A 20085-nucleotide genomic window follows, 5' to 3' on the forward strand; every position below is an offset into this window, starting at 1 on the left:
CCAGCGCAGCAAGCGACTTGTGCCCACTGTTTTTCGCAGCTACGCAGTCGCCATGACAATTAGTATGACCACTCACGATGACCGTGCCGCCAAACGCAATGTCGCCATTCTGGTAATGGCGCAGGCTTTCCTTGGCTCGCAAATGCCCATCATCTTCATCGTTGGCGGCTTGGCTGGCCAATCCCTGGCCTCTAACGCCTGTTTTGCAACCTTGCCAATCTCGCTGATTGTTCTTGGCTCGATGTTGTCGGCCACACCTATTTCAGCCATCATGCAGAAATGGGGTCGCAGGTTCGGGTTTATTATTGGCGCTCTGGGTGGCGCCGTCGGCGCTATGGTTGGTGCTTATGGTCTATACCTTGGGTCATTCCCCATTTTCCTAGCTGGGAGTTTCCTGACAGGGGTCTACATGAGCGCGCAGGGTTTTTACCGCTTTGCGGCAGCAGACACGGCCAGCGAAGGCTTTCGACCCAAAGCCATTTCATACGTAATGGCAGGTGGTTTGCTCTCCGCAATCATTGGCCCACAACTGGTCAAAGCCACCAGCGATGCCTTTGTCATTCCATTTTTGGGCGCCTATATGGCGGTGATCGCAATCAACGTAATTGGCGCGCTCCTATTCCTGTTTCTCGACATCCCCAAGCCCGCTGCCCCTAGTGCAGACGCGCCGCATGGTCGGACCCGTTGGGAGCTATTGAAAACGCCCCGCATTGCCGTTGCAGTGATCTGCGCCATGGTTTCATACGCTTTGATGAACCTGGTGATGACATCAACCCCGCTTGCTGTGGTTGGCTGCGGGTTCACCCAAAACAATGCGGCTGACGTGGTCACAATGCATGTACTGGCGATGTACATCCCTTCGTTCTTCACCGGTCACCTGATCTCCCGCTTTGGTGTGGAAAAGGTAGTTGCCGCGGGTCTGGTCATTTTGGCTGGCGCAGGCGCTGTAGCCCTGAATGGGGTTGAACTAAGCAACTTCTTTGTTGCGCTAATTCTCCTGGGACTGGGCTGGAACTTTGGTTTCATCGGTGCCACCACCATGTTGGCTGGGGCCCATGAACCACACGAACGTGGCCGGATGCAGGGTCTAAACGATCTGCTGGTCTTTGGCGGCGTGACCTTTGCCTCGCTGTCCTCAGGCGGCTTGATGAACTGCTCGGGCGGTAATCCGGTAGAAGGCTGGAACGCAGTCAATATGGCAATGGCACCGTTCCTGGTACTGGCTGGAGGTGCACTGATGTGGCTGACCCTTCGCCCACAAGAAAGCTATTCATAGCAAGATTGGGGCGCTACCAGCGCCCCAATGCTGCGCGCCACAAAAGACCTGAGCGACGGTTGAATTCGCTTAGTCCCAAAGCGCCCTGTACAACCCGTTCAGGCTGTTTGATGGCCTGTTTTAAAATACCTTCGGCCTGCCATCCTGCCAACAGGGCAACACCGGACTGTGTTGAAACCCGCCCAGAATTTTTACGGGCATTCAACAACCGTTCCAGTGCCTTACGTGCCAAAGCTCGCACTCCTTCTGGTGTCCCATCCAAAAGTGGAACTCGTTTTTGGGCTTCCAGTTCCGGGATTGCTCGCAACCAATTTGCCACCCCGACACCATAAGCGAAATCACGCACGACACCCTCATCCGCTGGGCCCAGTGCCCCTGCAGCCATCCACATTAGCCCCCCCGATGTAGAATCGATATAAGCGTCGAACTCCGCCTCATCCGCAAAGGGGTCGCGGTAGATGTCCCAGCGCCGCGCCTCAGCCATTGCATCAATGACACGCGCCAGTTCGGGTTTCAGCAACCGCGCTAAAGGTGTGGCCACAAAATGCCGCCGTACCGACTGACCTGCAGCAATCTCAGTTCCCAGATCACGCCACCACTGTAGTCTCATTTCAGCGATCATGCTCTCCGAGCTGGCCCAAGGCGCACGCGACAGCTCTACATTGAAAGCATAGATCGCAAACAGCACCTCACGTGCGGCGACTGGCGCAGCCATAACAGCCTGAAACCGGTCCACATCTCCAGTCTGCACCAGCTCGGCACAAGACCGCAGATCATCATCAAAACCCATCCAAATAGTCCTCAATCGCGGCTAATGCCTGCGGTGAATCTACGATATCCAAATGTCCTGTTTCAGGAACAATGTGATATCGACCTTTTGCCGTTTGCGCCGACATCAGCGGCTCGAATTGTTGTGCCAGAAAAGCCTCGTCCTGCTCACCCACAACAACAAGAAAGGGTGGCAAGCTACAGATATCAGTCAAATAATCAGACCTCGGCGCATAACTGACATTCATTCGGTATGAATATTGTGTTGTCGCAAGATCCCCTAGTGGTCCGTCCAAAACGGCTTTTGGCATATTAAACTCAATCACCGAAACAGAGTTCAACAGCTCAATACCAACAGCATTTAACATGCTAAGGCCGATAATGCGCCGGGTAAGCGGTCGCGCCCATCCACCAGAATTTTCTCGAGCCGTTGGCGCGTTGTACTTCAAAAACGGCGCCAGCAAGATTGCGCCATCCAGCATATCGCCATGTGAACCACCTGCCATCCGTACTGCCAGACCACCGCCTGACGAATGTCCGAGCAACACTACTTTTTGCGCCGGGGCCCGCTCTGCATCTATCAGATCAGCCAAGTCATCTTCAAGCTGGCCAATGTAATCTACATCCCCACGCCGACCCGGCTTGGCGCCATGGCCACGCAGGTCTGGAACCAAAATACGGCCATACTTCAAAAGGTTCTTCGACAGACTGGTAAACTGCAACCCGTTCCAACCAGAGCCGTGCAGCAAAAGGATCAATGGCCCATCTGCGCCCGAGGTATATTCGCGCACCTGCAGGTCGTAGCCATCGCGCATTGTTACAGCGTGGGGAATTGGCGCATCGTCGCTTTTGGCCAAGACCTGAGTGAAGTCCAACCCGCCGTCAATGAACCTACCACTGGGTCGCTGCGAGACAATCAGCCCCAGTGCCAACACCCCGGACCCAACAATGCCATAGACGACACAGCGCAACAGGGTTGCGATCACTTGGCCTCTCCGTCACGGACCAGTTTCCAGCGTATTGCATCCAGCAACGCCTCGAACGAGGCATCTATTATGTTTGGACTGACGCCAACGGTGGACCAACGTCGGCCTGTGTCATCTTCACTGTCGATGATGACACGGGTCACCGCTTCGGTGCCGCCTTGTGTTATTCTCACTTTGAAATCCACCAGACGCATGTCGTCAAGCACCGCCGAATACCGCCCAAGGTCCTTTATCAGCGCCTTGGCCAACGCGTTCACTGGCCCTCGGTCACTGCCGGTTTCATCAACCGATTCACTGACCGACAGCCGCTTTTCGCCATCAACCTTAACAACCACAACGGCCTCTGACAGGCTGATCATCCGGTTGTACTTATTCTTGCGACGCTCAACGGTGACTTTATACCGTTTGACCTCAAAGAACTCAGGAAGTTGTCCCAGTTCGGCCCGAGCCAATAGTTCAAAACTGCCCTGCGCAGTGTCATAGGAATAGCCAAGATCCTCGCGGACCTTGATTTGTTCCAGAATTCGACCCAACGCCGGATTGCCCTTTTCGACATCCAGCCCGGCTTCTGTCAATCTTCTGCGAAGGTTGCTTTGCCCGGCCTGATTTGACATCGGAATGATGCGCGCATTGCCCACCAGTTCGGGTTCAATATGTTCATAAGTCGTAGGATCTTTCAGGATCGCGCTGGCATGCAGCCCAGCCTTATGCGCAAATGCCGAAGCCCCGACATATGCCGCCTGCCGCATTGGCACCCGGTTCAGTATATCGTCCAGCATTCTGCTCACATGGGTCAACTGTGCAAGCGCACCCCGGTTCACACCAATGTCAAATTGGCTTGCGTAGGGCTCTTTTAACAGCAACGTCGGGATCAATGAGGTCAAGTTGGCATTGCCACACCGTTCCCCCAGCCCGTTCAAGGTCCCTTGAACCTGCCGCACACCAGCCTCTACAGCTGCCAGCGAACAGGCCACAGCATTTTCAGTGTCGTTATGAGTGTGGATACCTAAACGCTCACCGGGCAGTCCAGCCGCGATCACCTCTGCGACGATGCGGTGCACTTCACTTGGCAGCGCGCCACCATTGGTGTCACACAGCACAACCCAGCGCGCGCCAGCATCCAGTGCGGCGCGACAAGCGGCAATCGCATACCCCGGATTATCCTTATACCCATCAAAGAAATGCTCGGCGTCATACAGCGCTTCACGCCCCTGTGCCACGATATGAGCAATCGAGGCGCGGATGTTTTCGATGTTCTCTTCCAGCGAAATACCAAGCGCAGCCGTCACATGGTAGTCATGTGCCTTACCTACCAGACACACCGACTGCGTCCCCGCGTTCATCACTGCCGCCAGCACATCGTCATTCTCGGCTGAACGACCGGCCCGTTTGGTCATCCCAAAGGCGGTCAAGCGCGCCTTGGTTTTGGGCGCCTCGTCAAAGAACGCGCTATCGGTCGGATTTGCTCCGGGCCAGCCACCTTCGATATAATCTACACCTAGGTCGTCCAATGCCTGGGCAATCTGCTTTTTTTCGGCAGTGGAGAACTGCACACCTTGGGTTTGTTGTCCATCACGTAACGTGGTGTCGTAAAGATAGAGCCGTTCTTTGGTCACGCCACGGCCCCCCAATATAAATCAGATCCGTGCCTTTGGCACAGACAGCGCCCGACCTTCACCATGGGAGGGCGCTTCACGCCTCCCATGGATCGGTCGCTGTTCCACATTGGTTCAGCTGATTTCATGACAGTCCCTCCAGTTTGGAAGCATCAAAGCCTGGCCCCGGAACCAGTTCCACCCCTGCCTTGCTCATCCGGACCTCCAGACCAGCGTCAACAAAACCTGCCTTCAACCGGTCCACTTCAGAAAAATCTTTACTCGCCATGGCCGCGGCACGTGCCTCGGAAAGCAGGACTTCAAAGTTAGACAAATCGATATCGGCAGTCTGAGCCCAATCGCCAATATCATCGGTGAGCAGCCCAACCAATTGCCCTGACGCCAGCAACCCAGCTGCATCACCAGCCGCAGCCAGTTTATGCAGTTCAGTAATGGCACCCGCAGTATTCAGGTCATCCGACAGCGCCTCGACAACCACGGCAGCAGCGTTGGCGGCGGGTTCGATACCCGCCGTCAGCGCCCGCCATTTACGCAGAGTAGCCTCCGCTTCCTTTGCTTTTTTGTCGGTCCAGTCCATCGGTTTACGATAATGGGTCGACAAAAACACCAAACGGATCACTTCTCCCGGAACGCCCTGCTCCAGCAAGTCCCTGACGGTAAAGAAATTTCCCAGGCTCTTGGACATCTTTTTGCCCTCAACCTGCAACATTTCATTGTGCAGCCATACTTTTGCAAAGCTATCATCGCCATTTGCGCAGCAGCTTTGCGCAATCTCATTTTCATGGTGCGGGAACATCAAGTCATTGCCACCACCGTGGATGTCAAAGGTATCCCCCAGCAGCTCAAACGACATGGCAGAACATTCGATGTGCCAGCCAGGACGTCCACGACCCCAGGGGCTGTCCCAGCCCGGCTGTGTCTCGTCCGATGGCTTCCACAGAACAAAGTCCATCGGGTTGCGTTTATAAGGCGCCACCTCAACCCGAGCGCCAGCAATCATGTCATCGACCGACCGGCCAGACAGCTTTCCATAGCCCTGCTTCCAGCTGTCTACCGCAAACAACACATGACCTTCTGCTTCATAGGCATGGCCTTTTGCGATCAGCTGTTCAATCATTGTCACCATCTGCGGAATGTACTGCGTGGCACGCGGCATGTGGTCCGGCTCAATGGCCCCCAAGGCAGCCATATCATCGAGAAACCACTGGATGGTTTCATCGGTAATCACCCCAATATCACGGCCGCTCTCTGCTGCACGAGTGTTGATTTTGTCGTCAACATCAGTGAAATTTCGCACATAGGTCACCCGATCCGCACCATAGGTTTGGCGTAGCAATCGGTTCAATATGTCGAAGACGACCACCGGGCGTGCATTGCCTAGATGGGCGCGGTCATAGACTGTTGGGCCACAGACATACATCCGCACATTATCCGGATTAATCGGCGTAAAGACCTCTTTTGTGCGGGTCTTGGTGTTGTGCAGTTTGATCACGGTCTCGGTCCTCATGACAGATTCTTAGTAGGGCACGAGCAAGTGCCTGGCGCGCAGCGCGGGCTTAGCAATTTGTCAGATAGATTGAAACGACAGATACCGGCCCGCTGGGTTGATCAGCAGGTAATGCAGCAAATAATAATGGTGCGGGTCTGGTTCATGCGCCGTGGATAACACGACTAACACGCTTCGCCAAGCCTGTTCTGACGACTCCCGATTCACAAAGCCAATACCAGCGACTGGGCTCCGCAATGTCGCAAACGAACGATGCTGTCGCAGTCAGTCTTGACAGCCTTCGTGATGCCTGCCCCCTTCGGGGTTTGTAGACAGGAGGGCCGCAATGTTGTTGTCGCAACGGATTACACATCTGAACACAAACGGGACAGATGGCTGGGAAGTGTTTGTGCGCGCGCGCTCGATGAAGGCAGCAGGTTTGCCTGTTGTTGAACTGACCATCGGCGAACACGATATTCGCACTCAAACGGACATCCTGGAGGCCATGCATGTTTCCGCCATGAATGGTCATACCGGTTACGCAATGGTTCCGGGTACAGATCAGTTACGGGACACAATCGCTAAACGAGTCAGCCTCCGCACAGGTGTCCCAACCGATCGTGACAATGTTCTGATCACCCCCGGAGGCCAATCGGCCCTATTTGCAGCCCATATCGCGCTGTGCGATCCCGGTGATCGGGCCCTGTATCTGGATCCTTACTATGCCACCTACCCTGGCACCATCCGTGGCACAGGGGCACAGGACATTGCTATCCAAACTCATTCGCGTGACGCATTCCTCCCACAACAGGCGCTGTTGGACGCAGCAGCGCCTGATGCAAAATCCTTGTTGATCAATACACCCAATAATCCAACAGGGGTCGTCTATCCAAAGGAAACGATAGAAATGATAGCGGGTGTCTGTCAGCGCCATGACCTGTGGCTGATTTCGGACGAAGTTTATGACACCCAGATTTGGCAGGGAGAGCATGTCAGCCCTCGTGCCTTGCCCGGCATGGCGGAGCGCACGCTGGTGATTGGTTCGATGTCAAAGTCCCACGCAATGACAGGGTCGCGCTGTGGTTGGATCATCGGACCAAAAGAAGTAATCGCGCATCTGATCCATTTGGCGACGCACACCACCTATGGCGTTCCGGGGTTCATTCAGGATGCCGCTGATTACGCGTTGAAGCAGGGGGCTGATCTGGAGGTCGATATTGCAGAGCCATTCAGACGACGCCGGGCCTTGGCCCTAAAGGTTCTTTCCCAGCAAGCTTTGCTACGGGTGATCCCACCGCAAGGGGCCATGTATCTGATGCTGGACGTTCGGGAAACCGGACATTCAGGTAGTAGCTTCGCCAATCTATTGCTGGAAACGCACAACATTGCAGTAATGCCGGGTGAAAGCTTTGGCCGCGCTGCTGCAGGTCATATCCGTATCGCCATGACCGTAGATGACAATGTATTTGTTACAGCACTTCAAGTGTTGTGCGACTTTGCTCAATCTCTTGGCAAGTGACCGTTCAACAGTTGGCAGGCTAAAATCGAAACGACGCGCGCAGGGACAAGGAATTCGAACGCATCATGCCGCCATTCTCCAATCCATCGACTTCCTGATGCAGAATTTCACCACCAACCCGCAGGTTTTGATTTAGGGAGTATGACATTCCAAAGCCGATCACCGCGCCGATATCGTCATCAAGCTCAGTTTCAGCCCGCACCCCCCCCACAGCGACATACCCCAGGGTCTGGCCAAAATCATAACCAACCCGCAGTTTTACCCGCTGCATTTCCTGGGTTTCAATACTCCCAAGTTGGATTTGGGCGCGCTCGACCTCAAGCTCACCGCCAAGAACCAACTGACCAAAATCAAGATCATACCCCAAGTGAAGTCCAGCGGCTCCGGCATCATGCCCAGTTGTACCGTCCATACTTGCATTCTGTCGGGCAATGGATGCCCCAAGAAGAAAACCGCTCCAGTCTGCGGACGTGACGGGTGTCGCGACGGCCATTGCGGTTGTCAGGCTCACAACAAGCCAGGTCAGGTTTTGAGTTTGTTTGGCAACAGGCATGTTCTTGTCTTTCTTCAGGCGCCCTTAAGCATCTGGTGTTCCCCTGCCCTCAAGTATCGCTCAAATTGCTTAACAGTTGGTTCCCCAGATGGCCTTTGGAAAAAAATCAGGTCTGCTTCAACCCTGCTTAGTTCTACAATACTAACACCCATGTCTCGGCGCGGTGGAGATCTGCCTCAACCAAGCACAAATCGAAAAAATCGTTGTGATACAACCTATTGCCCCCCCAAGAGGGTCAAAAAAACCTTTTCCCTTCGTATGCATCCACATGGCACTGATGGCTCACCCCATTTTTTGTTAGGCCCCATCTTTGAGGTGTTTGCAAAAATGTTGATATCAGCGAACCGTTCAAAACAATTGTGCCCATGGATATCAATGCGTTCAGGCGTGATTTGAGCTATGAACCAGGTACAGCTCCTCCTCTGCCCCAAAAACGTAATAAAGCGACGTGAAGGCATTGTATCTGATATTGGACAAAGTCATAAATCGGATTGGACCGGCCCCCTTTTGCTGGGAAACATGGTCATCGAAAGGATAACGCCGAAAAATCCGTATGCCGACTGTAAACAGGATTCAATTGAGCGAATGCCCCCCCCCAAGACAGTGTCTCGGCAGGCGGCGCATGACATTGCAATGAATATTGACCATACCAAGAGACCATGAACTATCAGATGACACACACCAATCCTCAGCAAATTCCGATCTACCTGATCAACCTCGACAACTCTCCGGAACGATTGAAGGCGTTTGAGGCTGAAACGAGCCATTTCGGATTGCAGTTCACCCGGGTTTCCGCTGTAAACTCTGCAGAGATTCCGCCAGATCAAGCAGACAACCTGCTTAGTCGGCGCTCTGGCCACTTACCGCTGGGCAAAGGTGAGATGGGATGTTTTCTTAGTCATCAAAAAGTTTGGGACCTAATCATCTCGGGCAATGACGAATGGGCGTTTGTAGCCGAAGATGACATTCACATTTCCAACCCAGATGCGTTCTTTAGCGACATGTCTTGGCTCCCTGAAGACGCCGATATCGTGAAGGCCGAGACTGCTCGGCAACTTGTAACGCTATCCATCCAGCTTCACTCAACTGTCGACGGTCATGAAATCAGGCAGTTGCAATCCTATCATGGCGGAAGTGCAGGTTATTTTGTCTCACGCACTGGCGCTCAAAAGCTGTTGGCCAGTACTCAAGACAAATGTGATGCTCTAGACCATGTTTTGTTTCACACTTGGATTGGCATTGTACAAACTTTGAAAGTCTATCAAATGGATCCGGCGATCTGTGTGCAGGACTATCTCCTGAAAGGGCTGCAAAAGAAGGGGTTTGCCAGCACTTTGAATACCGACAGAAGCACCAGCCGAAGTGAACAGGGCATGGTTGGAAAACCCAAAGGTCTTGCGAAGCTATGGCGGGAAATCAGTCGCCCCTTTACACGCTTGCTGCGAAAATTAAGCGTCGCCATCGACAACGCGCGCGGTGTTGCAGTGATCAAATTCATTCCGTTTCACGGAGATTCCAAGCGGTGATTCCACTTTATTACATCAATCTCGCCGAACAACCGTCTCGCAAGGAGTGGTTTGAAAACCAATGCGCCGAGCTCGGCATTTCCACGATACGAATAGACGCTGTTGATGGACGAAAGCTCCCTCAAGTTAAGCTTGAAGAGTTCAAAACAAAACAACGATTGAGACTTCGTTTTGGGCCTGCAGAAATTGGCTGTGCCCTGAGTCATCGCAAAGTTTGGGAAGCTTTTTGCAAGTCGGGTGAACAATGGTGCTTTGTTGCCGAGGATGATTTACATCTGGCAAAAGACAGCGCAGCCTTTTTCCAGTCGACATTCTGGATTCCAAAAGATGCCAGCCTGGTCAAAGCTGAAAGCACATTTAAGAAGTGCCACCTGGGACCCGCTGAACCTATTTTTGATGGCGAACGAACCATCCGGCGCCTTCTGAGCCTGCATGGCGGTGCTGGTGGGTATTTCATCAATCAGGATGCAGCCCAAAAAGCACTGGAAGCGACAACGCATCGCTTCGAGCCTGCAGATCACGTTCTCTTCAACCCCGAATTTGGATTCTTCGAAGACATTTCAGCCTATCAAATCGCCCCAGCTTTTGGCGCGCAAGACCTGTTCTTTGAAAACTCCATAGATGGTTTCATCAAAAGTGGGCTTGAACTGGAAAGACAAACACTGCGTAAGAGGCCAGCTGTTTCGAAAATCCTACGCGAGTTGAAGCGCCCGTTCCGCCAGGGATTGGAGGCCGCATCAAATGCCATTTATACTGCAGTACGAAAAAGCAGCTTTGTAAGCGTTCCCTATTTTTCAGCTGAACCTGGTTCCAAGCCGGAAATTCTCCGTAAGAGGTTCAAATGATTATTGTCAGAATTAATGGCGGTCTGGGAAACCAGATGTTCCAATATGCAGCGGCAAAAGCCCTTGCAGTTCGTTGCGGATCCAAAGTTGGTCTCGATCTGCGGGTGTTTGACGGCCCCTCTCAATTTGGTAACGCACTTAACCATTTTGACATTACAGGTATGGCCTTGCCAGAGAAGGACTTGCCGCCTCTCAGGAAGAAAAACAAGCTTCGATACCTTATGTGGCGTTCTGGACTTGTTGGGCCCAAATTTGTTGAAGAGGAAGGTGATGGTTTCGACCCGAAGTTCTCTGGATTCACTAAAAACACCTATCTGAAAGGGTATTGGCAAAGTGAAAAATACTTTGAGGGCATATCGGACGTAATCCGTCAGGAGTTCAGCATTACGACCAAACCAAGTATCGAAAATGTCCAGTTGATGAAGGAGGTTCAGTCTTGCAACTCTGTTTCCCTTCACATTCGACGTGGCGACTATGTCAGCGACCCGCTGGCAAATGCGACCCACGGATTGTGCTCTATGGAGTACTACACAGAATCGCTGGAACGTCTCGCAGAGAAGACAGGTACTCGACCTCAGATCTATGTGTTTTCTGATGATGCTGAATGGGCCAAAGAAAACGCCGTTTTCAAGTACCCAACACGTGTCGTTTCCCTAAATGATGGTGCGCATCAATATGAAGACATGCGGCTAATGTCATTGTGCAAAAACAATATTATAGCAAATTCATCGTTTTCCTGGTGGGGAGCTTGGCTAAACGAGAACAGCGAGAAAATTGTCATTGCGCCTAAGCAGTGGTTCCAAGCTGCACAAAAGCACAACCGTGACATTTGTCCTGCCTCCTGGATCCGGATCTAATAGCCAGGCGATTTAAGAAACGGCTTGAACTTCAGATTTCACCTGACGACACGTTGGGCCTAAAAATAAGGGGGGCCGTAGCCCCCCAGTTTCGTTATCCAAGCTCAATAGTTTACCGCTCGTATTTTTATTGCCTGCGGCTTGAATACCGTCTAGGGAGAGCGCACCCACCCCTTGTTCTCTTGAGACCAAAATACGTCCCATACATCCCATATTTTGAAATCTTGACCGTACGGGGTACAGATTTCATACGCATCCAAGCTGACATAGTGCTGACACGCGCCCTAATTAATCAGGGCGCGCAACACCTTAACTACAGCCAGACGTTCCACCACAGGTATTACACTTCATGCATGTTCCATTGCGCACCAGTGTGTAATTCCCACATTCATTACAGGCTTCACCTTCATAACCCTGCATTTTTGCCTTTACGCGTGCATCCATTCCGGTACTTGACGCCACAGGTGCTGCAGAGCCCGAAGAGGTTTCCGGCACCAGCGTCTGCAATGCAGATACCGGATCACTTCCACCGTTCAGAGCAGTGGCCTCACCCTGCCCGCCCTGCAGCACGACCAGCTCTTGTGGCAGACGTTTACGCAGATACCCTGTTGATGAGATCTGCTTTAGCACCTCCAGCGACTTGCTGGCGGCACTTTCACTCAGCTCCGAAACGTTAGAAACGCCCTCTTCCTCACCACGCCCCAGATCATCAAAGGCCGCACCTTCCGGTTTAACATGGGCCAGATCTGTTCGGTCCAGATAGCTGACGGCCAGTTCGCGGAACACATAGTCCAGGATTGAGGTAGCGTTCTTGATGCTGTCGTTGCCCTGTACCATGCCGGCGGGTTCAAACTTGGTAAAGGTAAAGGCGTCGACGAATTCCTCGAGCGGTACGCCATATTGCAGACCAACGGACACTGCGATGGCAAAGTTGTTCATCATCGCGCGGAAACCAGCACCTTCCTTGTGCATGTCGATGAAAATCTCGCCCAGGGTTCCGCTTTCATACTCCCCAGTCCGCAGATAGACCTTGTGCCCCCCAACGACCGCTTTTTGAGTATAGCCTTTGCGACGATGAGGCATCTTTTCGCGGTGCGATTTGATGATCTCTTTGACGATGACCTTTTCAACGATCTTTTCAGCCAGCACCGCTGCTTTTTCGTGCGAACTGCCGGTTTCAAGAACTTCAGCCGCATCATCGTCATCTTCGACCAGTGCCGCCGCCAAAGGCTGGCTCAGCTTGGATCCGTCACGGTAAAGGGCGTTGGCCTTAATACCCAGGCTCCAACTAAGCTCATAAGCTTTCTGGCAATCCTCGATGGTCGCATTGCTCGGCATGTTGATGGTTTTGGAAATTGCACCAGAAATAAACGACTGGGCTGCAGCCATCATGGTGATGTGGCTGTTCACCGACAAGAAACGCTTGCCTTTCTTCCCACAGGCGTTGGCGCAGTCAAAAATGTTGTAATGCGCCTCTTTCAGGTGTGGCGCACCTTCCAGTGTCATGGTGCCGCATACGTGATCATTGGCGGCTTCGATATCTGCCTTGGTAAAGCCAAGATGGCGCAGCAGGTCGAAGGTTGGATCGTTCAGTTTGGTTGCTGGGATGCCTAGAACGCCGGTGCAGAAATCCTCGCCTAGCGTCCACTGGTTGAACACAAAGCGGATATCAAAAGCACTTTCCAGCGCGGCATCAACTTTGGCCAGCTCATTGGGGCCAAAACCATGGCCGGCCAACGATGTATGGTTGATCCCAGGTGCGTTGCCGATGGTCGCGTGCCCCACCGCATAGCCGGTGATTTCTTCGATCTGAGCCGAAGAATATCCCAACCCTTCAAGTGCGGAAGGCACCGAACGGTTGATGATCTTGAAGTAACCGCCGCCGGCCAGTTTCTTGAACTTGACCAAAGCAAAGTCAGGCTCGATCCCAGTGGTGTCGCAATCCATCACCAAACCGATAGTGCCGGTTGGAGCGATCACAGTGGTTTGAGCATTTCGATAGCCGTGCTTTTCGCCCAATTCCAAGGCTTCGTCCCAGGCACTCCGCGCCAGTTCAGTGAGCTGTGCATCCGGACAATTGTGCAGATCCAGCGGAACCGGCGCTACAGACAGGCCTTTATAGCCATCAGTGTTACCATAGGCTGCATTCCGGTGATTGCGGATTACACGCAGCATATTTTCAGCGTTACGGTCATAGGCCTCAAACGCGCCCAGCTCGCCGGCTATTTCAGCCGAAGTCATGTAGGCAACACCCGTCATCAGGGCAGTCAGAGACCCGCACAGGGCGCGACCTTCGTCGCTGTCATAGCCATACCCCATATTCATCAGCAAACCGCCGATGTTCGCATAGCCTAGCCCCAGGGTGCGGAAGTCATGCGACAGTTGGGCAATTTCCTTGGATGGGAACTGCGCCATCATCACCGACACTTCCAGTGTCAGCGTCCACAAACGGCAGGCATGCATATAGTCCTCGGCCTGAAACGCCCCGTCTTTTAGGAATGTCAGCAGGTTGATCGATGCAAGGTTGCAAGCTGTGTTGTCCAGAAACATATACTCGGAACAGGGGTTCGATCCGCGGATCTCGCCATCTGCCGGGCAAGTGTGCCAGTCATTGACAGTATCGTGGTACTGAATCCCTGGATCTGCACAGGCCCAGGCCGCATGGCCAACCTGGTCCCACAGATCCCGTGCCCGGACGGTTTTAGCGACTTTGCCATCGGTACGATTGATCAGCTGCCAGTCAGCATCTTTTTCTACAGCTGTCAGGAATGCATTGGTGACCCGGATTGAGTTGTTCGAGTTCTGCCCCGAAACAGAGCTGTATGCTTCAGAATCCCAATCGGTGTCATAGGTGGGAAACTCAATGCTGGTGTGACCCTGCTTGGCATAGTCCAAAACCCGCTTGATATAGGTTTCAGGGATCATCATCTTCTTAGCTTCGCGGATTGCGGTTTTCAGACTAGTATTATGTGCCGGATCATAGGCATCTGCCTCGCCGCCATCCCAGGACCGGATCGCTTCAAAAATGCCGTTCAGCATCTTTTCATGCATTTTTGAGCCAGCAACAATCGAGGCAACTTTCTGCTCTTCGATCACCTTCCACTCGATGAATTTTTCGATATCGGGGTGGTCTGCATCAACGATAACCATCTTGGCGGCGCGACGGGTTGTTCCACCTGACTTAATTGCACCAGCGGCCCGATCACCGATTTTCAGAAAGCCCATCAAACCTGAGGATTTCCCACCGCCAGACAGCGCCTCGCCTTCGCCGCGCAGGTGGCTGAAGTTTGTGCCAGTACCCGACCCATATTTAAACAGGCGGGCCTCACGTACCCAGAGATCCATGATACCGCCATCATTGACCAGATCATCCTGAACACCCTGAATGAAGCAGGCATGCGGCTGCGGATGCTCGTAAGAGCTGTTGGATTTGGTCAGCTTTCCAGATTTGTAGTCGACATAATGGTGGCCCTGAGCTGGTCCATCTATCCCATAAGCCCAGTGCAGGCCTGTGTTGAACCATTGCGGGCTGTTGGGTGCAGCGCGTTGGCTGGCCAGCATATAACGCATTTCATCGAAATAAGCGCGAGCATCTGCTTCACTAGAAAAGTAACCACCTTTCCAGCCCCAATAGGTCCAAGCACCTGCCAAACGATCGAATACCTGCTTGGACGACGTCTCCCCCTGGAAAGTAACGTCATCTCCGTCTGGAACCGAACGCCACAGGAAGTCTGGTACGCCTTTCTCACGCACCCGCTTCAATTTGGAGGGGACACCGGCCTTGCGAAAGTATTTCTGCGCGATCACATCGCTGGCCACTTGGCTCCAGTCAGACGGGACCTCGACGTTATCAAGACGGAACACTATTGTTCCATCCGGATTACGGATTTCCGACGTCGCAGAAGTGAATTTCAGACGTGCATAGGCATCTTGCCCAGCTGTTGTGAACTTTCTTTCGATCTTCATGCTGCTGCCTTCACTTTTTTTGTTGCCTTAAAGTGCTGCCCGCACACCCCACATCGTAAATTGATGAAACAACCATAGGCACCACACAACACAGCAGGCACCTGACCAAGCTGGCCATTTGAACGGTTGTTTCAAATATCTTATTTGTAGTTATACGGGCGGACATCACCACTATATTTAGTGGCACCCCGATCTACCGCTACAATTTGGCGTATATCTCCATACATGGTCAACGCCAAATTTACCTTTAATTAGGGATCTTTTTGGTTGACCGACCATTAGGGATTGGACGCGCGTAAGGGTAGATGATTCATCCACAAGTTATCCACTAATGCTCACCGGGATTCTCGTTTCAGGTCATCCCCAATTTATACCGAAACCCTAACGGGTTGCTTCCTTATCTTCATGGCAAAATCACGCAGTTCCATGACTTGGAAAGTTGAATATGAAAAGTGTGGTTAACCAATACACCAACACAATCATTTCCAGGCGAGTAGAGAATGCCGCAGGACAGCGTTCGTATAAGTTGTAGGGGTAAATATCGAACTGTGGACGCACGACCACAGTTGTTAACATAAGGTTAAAGGAGGGAGGTTTTCATAGTCATTCCAGAAACAAATCTGACCATCAGCAGTCGTTGGGCAAGAATCAAAACTGCAGCTGATCTAGGCTCCAGCTCTCCTGTCTGGGCTTAGACATCGCTGGAATTTGAAGGTGAAAACTGGTCGGGACGGCAAGATTCGAACTTGCGACCCCCTGTACCCAAAACAGGTGCGCTACCAGACTGCGCCACGCCCCGGACCGTGCGCCTTCTCTAGCTGCGCAAAGCGGTTTTGAAAACCCCTAACAAGACCATTTTCCACCGCCAGGTGAAAAAACACTGTGCCGCATCTCAGTGCCGACCGAAATCCCATAAAGGGCAGTCAAACCAGCATTAATTTCGAGGACGGCAAAAACGTTGTCGCCGCCGGGTATAGGTGTCAGGTCACCCGGCACGGCATCGGGATGTACATGCGTGACCACACCACTTTCATCTGTAAAAATGATATCCAACGGAATCAGGGTGTTTTTCATCCAGAAGCTGGCGCGTTGAGGGTATTCATAAACAAACAGCATGCCGGCGCCGCGGGGCATGTTTTCCCGGAACATCAGCCCGCGGGCGCGCTCTTCATTGTCATCAGCAATTTCAATGCTAAACGATGCTTGACCCCAATCACCGCGCAAATCCACACGATCCGCTTTGCATTGGGCATGGGCAAGACCAGGAACTGCTGCAGCAAGGACCAAAGTAAAAGCTGCAGCAAATTTGTTCATCGGTCTACCTTACGCTACTGTTGGGACAGCACTTTCCCAGGCCATGACCTCAACTGCCATGCGGCCACGATTGCCATCTATCACGCGCATCGCCAAGGCTTCTCCAGGTTGTAGATCAGCCAGACCAGATTGACGCAGGACTTCTACATGCAAAAACACATCATCGTTGCTTCCGAAAACATTGGCAAAACCAAACCCTTTGCCCTTATCGAACCACTTGACGCGCGCCGCTTCCAAAGGCTCTGAACGCAGCTCATCAAAATCAAGTTCGGCAAAGTCAGCCAGCACCGGCGTCTCCTCACGCTCTGGTGCAACAATCGAGACCACTTCAACCGCCTGAACGCCGCGATCGGTGCTATGAGACATGATTACGATTTCGGCCCCATCCGCAACGGAGCTTTGTCCGAAATTCCGTAGCACATTCACGTGCAACAAAATATCGGGGCCGCCGTCATCAGATACAACAAAGCCATACCCTTTGGCCGGGTCGAACCATTTAACAAGGCCCCTTACTTGACGCATACCGCTCAGATCGTCTGCCAATTTGTAGTCCACCAGTGTTCTTGTTTTTATTGCTGTTCGCAACGTTGATGCGCGAAAATGGATACATTTTTCAAGCCTAAAAGTTTCGAATATCGGCAGTTTTTGCTATTCTTGTCACACTCAATTTAGGGAGATAAACGCGTAATCTGCCATGGTGATGATGACGTTTGGCGACGCCAAACAAACCGATCATGCAACCGGAAGGTGCCATCTGCCCAAAATTCAATTTCCTGTGGAACCAATCTATACCCCCCCCAAAACGGCGGACGTTCTGGTGACGTACCCTTGGCAGCGGTCACTTTTGCAACTTCGGCCATCAGCGCTGCACGGCCAGACAAGGGCCGGGACTGCTGCGAAGCCCAAGCACCCAAACGGCTTTTCAAAGATCGTGACTGATAGTAGGCATCTGCCTGCGGACCATCTTCGCGACTGATCGTACCACGGACCCTCACCTGTCGACGCAGCGATTTCCAGTGCATTACAAATGCCGCCTTGCCTGCCCCATCCAACTCCTCTGCCTTGGCACTCTCGTAATTGGTGTAAAAAACAAAGGCCGTGTCTTCGATCTCTTTCAACAGAACCATGCGCGCATTTGGCACGCCCTCTGAATCGACCGTCGACAAAGCAATTGCATTTGCATCATTGGGTTCTGTCTTTTCGGCCTCGGCTAACCAAGAGCGGGCAATCTCGAACGGATCATCGCCTGCAAAAATTCCACTGCGGTCTGACATAGCGTCCCTCATTTGTTGTTACCGGCAACCTAGGCAGGTTCTGTCAGACCAACAAGACCTCCTCCCCTTGAAGCAGGCCGCTCAATAACTTAAAGATCGCTAAATCAATCGAACACGGGCGGAGAACCTGCATGTCTAATCAGCTGATGGCCGGAAAACGTGGCCTCATCATGGGCCTGGCCAATAACAAATCAATCGCCTGGGGTATCGCCAAAGCCTGCGCCGACGCTGGCGCCGAACTGGCCTTTTCCTATCAGGGCGAAGCCCTGAAGAAACGCGTTGGTCCATTGGCCGCAGAATTGGGCAGTGACACTGTCCTGCCATGCGACGTCTCAGATGAAGCCTCGATTGATGAATTGTTTGCGTCGCTTGAAGCAAAATGGGGCAAGTTGGACTTTGTCGTCCACGCGATTGGCTTTTCCGACAAGGGCGAGCTGCGCGGCCGTTATGTTGATACCAGCCGGTCGAACTTCCAGATGACCATGGATATCTCGGTCTATTCCTTCACTGCCGTTGTAAAACGCGCCGAGAAGATGATGAGTGAAGGCGGATCATTCCTGACCATGACCTATTACGGTGCTGAGCAGGTGATGCCACATTATAATGTCATGGGTGTTGCCAAGGCCGCGCTTGAAGCATCTGTCAAATACCTGGCCGAAGATCTGGGCAAGGACGGTTTGCGTGTCAACGCCATCTCGGCTGGTCCAATTAAGACGCTGGCCGCCAGCGGCATTGGTGATTTCCGCTACATTATGAAGTGGAATGAATACAACTCTCCACTGCGTCGCAACGTGACCATCGATGACGTGGGCAAATCGGCATTGTATCTTCTGTCTGACCTCAGTTCAGGGGTGACAGGTGAAAACCTGCACGTCGATGCGGGTTATCATGTTGTAGGCATGAAGGCCGTGGACGCGCCGGATATCACCAAAGCATGAGTCTTGCCGCCTTCATTGCTGCAGTTCTGCTCTGCCTGATGGCCGCCATCAGTCCCGGCCCTGCCGTGTTGATGGCGGCCCGCATCGGGTTGGCCGAAGGTTGGCGCACCGGTGTTGCGCTGGCCACTGGGATTGGCGCAGGCGCAGTGATCTGGGCGGCAGCAGCTCTGTTTGGACTGGCACTGCTATTTGACTATGCGCCGGTTTTGCTGACAGGGTTGAAAATTGGTGGTGCAGCCTTGCTCATCTGGCTCGCCATCAAGATGTGGCGCCGTGCTGATGATCCTGTTGCTCAGACCGAGATACCACCGACACCACGTTCACCTTTGGCGGCGTTTCGTCTTGGCCTTGTGACACAGCTGGCCAACCCCAAACCCGCGGTGTTTTTTGGTGCGGTTTTTATTGGCACAGTACCCGTTGGCACACCTGGGGTGGTCATGGCTGCGCTGCTTGCCTGTATCTTCCTTGTCGAAACCCTATGGAATGCCCTGATTGCCCGGCTTTTCTCGTTGGAAAAAAGCCGCCGTATCTATATCAACCTGAAACATATTATCGACCGGACCTTTGGCGGGCTGCTTGCCTTGCTGGGGGTCAAGATCGCTGCAACCTGACGCGCTAAGCGGGGAGCCCTAACATGACCGATCGTTTGCCACACGAAAAAGGCTTTCACATCTCGTGGGACCAAATCCACCGAGACAGCCGAGCCCTGGCCTGGCGACTGGATGGCCAAGGGCCAAATGACGGGGCCTGGCGCGCCGTCGTCGCAATCACTCGTGGCGGCATGGCGCCAGCCATGATTGTTGCGCGCGAGCTGGATATCCGCACCGTCGACACCATTTCAGTTCGTTCTTACCACCATCAAGAACAGGGTGAGGCTGAGGTGTTAAAGGCACCGGATGCAGACATTATGGGGGATGCCGGCGAAGGCATTCTGATCATTGATGACCTGGTCGATAGCGGCAAAACACTTGATCTGGTACGTAACCTGTACCCCAAGGCACATTTTGCCACCGTCTATGCCAAGCCAAAAGGCCGCCCGATGGTGCATACGTTCATCACCGAGGTCAGCCAAGACACTTGGATCTTCTTCCCTTGGGATATGGCGCTGCAATATGTTGAGCCCTATCGTGGAACCGACTGACTTTTAACTATATATCCGAA

General features: G+C 52.9%; 17 protein-coding genes and 1 tRNA gene. 8 read left to right on the plus strand and 10 right to left on the minus strand.

The window, feature by feature from the left end:
• Positions 1-52: 52 nt before the first annotated feature.
• Positions 53-1276, plus strand: coding sequence for an MFS transporter (locus tag GO984_RS02260; RefSeq protein ID WP_157020931.1), 1224 nt, complete (start codon positions 53-55; stop codon positions 1274-1276).
• 13 nt (positions 1277-1289) lie between these two features.
• Here the strand turns inward: GO984_RS02260 and GO984_RS02265 are convergent, their stop codons facing one another.
• The 4 genes from GO984_RS02265 to cysS all read right to left on the minus strand — a co-directional run bounded on the left by GO984_RS02265 (position 1290) and on the right by cysS (position 6153).
• Positions 1290-2066 carry a squalene/phytoene synthase family protein gene (locus GO984_RS02265; RefSeq protein WP_157020932.1) on the minus strand — a complete coding sequence of 259 codons (777 nt, stop codon included), beginning with the start codon at positions 2064-2066 and terminating at the stop codon, positions 1290-1292.
• Positions 2056-3030, minus strand: coding sequence for an alpha/beta hydrolase (locus GO984_RS02270; protein ID WP_209279368.1), 975 nt, complete (start codon positions 3028-3030; stop codon positions 2056-2058). Before GO984_RS02270 ends, GO984_RS02265 begins: the two co-directional genes overlap by 11 nt.
• The gene (gene cimA, locus GO984_RS02275) at positions 3027-4646 is read right to left on the minus strand and encodes a citramalate synthase (RefSeq protein WP_167740190.1); all 1620 of its coding nucleotides are present in this window, start codon (positions 4644-4646) and stop codon (positions 3027-3029) included. The genes GO984_RS02270 and cimA overlap by 4 nt, the downstream gene beginning before the upstream one ends.
• Before the next feature lie 124 nt (positions 4647-4770).
• Complete coding sequence (gene cysS / locus GO984_RS02280) at positions 4771-6153, minus strand: cysteine--tRNA ligase (protein WP_157020934.1); 1383 nt, start codon at positions 6151-6153, stop codon at positions 4771-4773.
• A 325-nt stretch (positions 6154-6478) separates the two neighbouring features.
• Here cysS and GO984_RS02285 point away from each other — a divergent pair, with 325 nt between their 5' ends.
• Positions 6479-7651, plus strand: coding sequence for a pyridoxal phosphate-dependent aminotransferase (locus tag GO984_RS02285; RefSeq protein ID WP_157020935.1), 1173 nt, complete (start codon positions 6479-6481; stop codon positions 7649-7651).
• A gap of 19 nt (positions 7652-7670) precedes the next feature.
• On the opposite strand, the gene GO984_RS02290 is transcribed toward GO984_RS02285, so the two are convergent.
• Positions 7671-8204: an outer membrane protein gene (locus GO984_RS02290; RefSeq protein ID WP_157020936.1), complete on the minus strand. Its 534-nt coding sequence runs from the start codon at positions 8202-8204 to the stop codon at positions 7671-7673.
• Positions 8205-8875: 671 nt separating this feature from the next.
• Between GO984_RS02290 and GO984_RS23885 the strand changes: the two genes are divergently transcribed.
• The 3 genes from GO984_RS23885 to GO984_RS02305 are packed head-to-tail and all read left to right on the plus strand — an operon-like array spanning position 8876 to position 11432.
• The gene (locus GO984_RS23885; RefSeq protein WP_342448053.1) at positions 8876-9730 is read left to right on the plus strand and encodes a glycosyltransferase family 25 protein; all 855 of its coding nucleotides are present in this window, start codon (positions 8876-8878) and stop codon (positions 9728-9730) included.
• Positions 9727-10575 (plus strand): glycosyltransferase family 25 protein, encoded by an 849-nt coding sequence (locus GO984_RS02300; RefSeq protein ID WP_342448058.1) that lies wholly within the window; start codon positions 9727-9729, stop codon positions 10573-10575. Before GO984_RS23885 ends, GO984_RS02300 begins: the two co-directional genes overlap by 4 nt.
• The gene (locus tag GO984_RS02305; protein ID WP_157020939.1) at positions 10572-11432 is read left to right on the plus strand and encodes an alpha-1,2-fucosyltransferase; all 861 of its coding nucleotides are present in this window, start codon (positions 10572-10574) and stop codon (positions 11430-11432) included. Before GO984_RS02300 ends, GO984_RS02305 begins: the two co-directional genes overlap by 4 nt.
• Positions 11433-11741: 309 nt before the next feature.
• On the opposite strand, the gene GO984_RS02310 is transcribed toward GO984_RS02305, so the two are convergent.
• The 5 genes from GO984_RS02310 to pdxH form a co-directional block, all read right to left on the minus strand.
• The gene (locus tag GO984_RS02310; RefSeq protein WP_157020940.1) at positions 11742-15398 is read right to left on the minus strand and encodes a vitamin B12-dependent ribonucleotide reductase; all 3657 of its coding nucleotides are present in this window, start codon (positions 15396-15398) and stop codon (positions 11742-11744) included.
• Between the two features lie 722 nt (positions 15399-16120).
• Positions 16121-16197, minus strand: a tRNA-Pro gene (locus tag GO984_RS02315).
• 44 nt (positions 16198-16241) lie between these two features.
• Positions 16242-16712, minus strand: a complete 471-nt coding sequence (locus GO984_RS02320) for a DUF192 domain-containing protein (protein ID WP_157020941.1) — start codon at positions 16710-16712, stop codon at positions 16242-16244.
• Between the two features lie 9 nt (positions 16713-16721).
• Positions 16722-17255, minus strand: coding sequence for a cold-shock protein (locus tag GO984_RS02325; protein ID WP_157021210.1), 534 nt, complete (start codon positions 17253-17255; stop codon positions 16722-16724).
• A 125-nt stretch (positions 17256-17380) separates the two neighbouring features.
• Positions 17381-17986 carry a pyridoxamine 5'-phosphate oxidase gene (gene pdxH / locus GO984_RS02330; protein ID WP_157020942.1) on the minus strand — a complete coding sequence of 202 codons (606 nt, stop codon included), beginning with the start codon at positions 17984-17986 and terminating at the stop codon, positions 17381-17383.
• Positions 17987-18117: 131 nt separating this feature from the next.
• On the opposite strand from pdxH, the gene fabI reads away from it, so the two are divergent.
• From fabI to gpt, 3 genes are read left to right on the plus strand one after another with little or no spacing between them, the layout of a single operon-like run.
• A complete protein-coding gene (fabI, locus tag GO984_RS02335) occupies positions 18118-18924 on the plus strand; it encodes an enoyl-ACP reductase FabI (protein WP_138164940.1) in 807 nt (268 codons plus the stop codon).
• Positions 18921-19535, plus strand: coding sequence for a LysE family translocator (locus tag GO984_RS02340; protein WP_157020943.1), 615 nt, complete (start codon positions 18921-18923; stop codon positions 19533-19535). The genes fabI and GO984_RS02340 overlap by 4 nt, the downstream gene beginning before the upstream one ends.
• Positions 19536-19558: 23 nt before the next feature.
• Positions 19559-20065 (plus strand): xanthine phosphoribosyltransferase, encoded by a 507-nt coding sequence (gene gpt / locus GO984_RS02345; protein WP_138164938.1) that lies wholly within the window; start codon positions 19559-19561, stop codon positions 20063-20065.
• Positions 20066-20085: the final 20 nt, after the last annotated feature.

Source organism: Parasedimentitalea huanghaiensis (assembly GCF_009753675.1).
GTDB classification, from domain to species: domain Bacteria; phylum Pseudomonadota; class Alphaproteobacteria; order Rhodobacterales; family Rhodobacteraceae; genus Parasedimentitalea; species Parasedimentitalea huanghaiensis.

Excerpts from the sequence above, each read along its gene's own strand:
- GO984_RS02310 (WP_157020940.1), bottom strand. The coding sequence starts at position 15,398 with ATGAAGATCGAAAGAAAGTTCACAACAGCTGGGCAAGATGCCTATGCA.
- GO984_RS02260 (WP_157020931.1), top strand. The coding sequence starts at position 53 with ATGACAATTAGTATGACCACTCACGATGACCGTGCCGCCAAACGCAAT.
- fabI (WP_138164940.1), top strand. The coding sequence starts at position 18,118 with ATGTCTAATCAGCTGATGGCCGGAAAACGTGGCCTCATCATGGGCCTG.
- GO984_RS02290 (WP_157020936.1), bottom strand. The coding sequence starts at position 8,204 with ATGCCTGTTGCCAAACAAACTCAAAACCTGACCTGGCTTGTTGTGAGC.
- GO984_RS23885 (WP_342448053.1), top strand. The coding sequence starts at position 8,876 with ATGACACACACCAATCCTCAGCAAATTCCGATCTACCTGATCAACCTC.
- gpt (WP_138164938.1), top strand. The coding sequence starts at position 19,559 with ATGACCGATCGTTTGCCACACGAAAAAGGCTTTCACATCTCGTGGGAC.
- GO984_RS02320 (WP_157020941.1), bottom strand. The coding sequence starts at position 16,712 with ATGAACAAATTTGCTGCAGCTTTTACTTTGGTCCTTGCTGCAGCAGTT.
- GO984_RS02265 (WP_157020932.1), bottom strand. The coding sequence starts at position 2,066 with ATGGGTTTTGATGATGATCTGCGGTCTTGTGCCGAGCTGGTGCAGACT.
- GO984_RS02305 (WP_157020939.1), top strand. The coding sequence starts at position 10,572 with ATGATTATTGTCAGAATTAATGGCGGTCTGGGAAACCAGATGTTCCAA.
- GO984_RS02285 (WP_157020935.1), top strand. The coding sequence starts at position 6,479 with ATGTTGTTGTCGCAACGGATTACACATCTGAACACAAACGGGACAGAT.
- GO984_RS02340 (WP_157020943.1), top strand. The coding sequence starts at position 18,921 with ATGAGTCTTGCCGCCTTCATTGCTGCAGTTCTGCTCTGCCTGATGGCC.
- cysS (WP_157020934.1), bottom strand. The coding sequence starts at position 6,153 with ATGAGGACCGAGACCGTGATCAAACTGCACAACACCAAGACCCGCACA.
- pdxH (WP_157020942.1), bottom strand. The coding sequence starts at position 17,986 with ATGTCAGACCGCAGTGGAATTTTTGCAGGCGATGATCCGTTCGAGATT.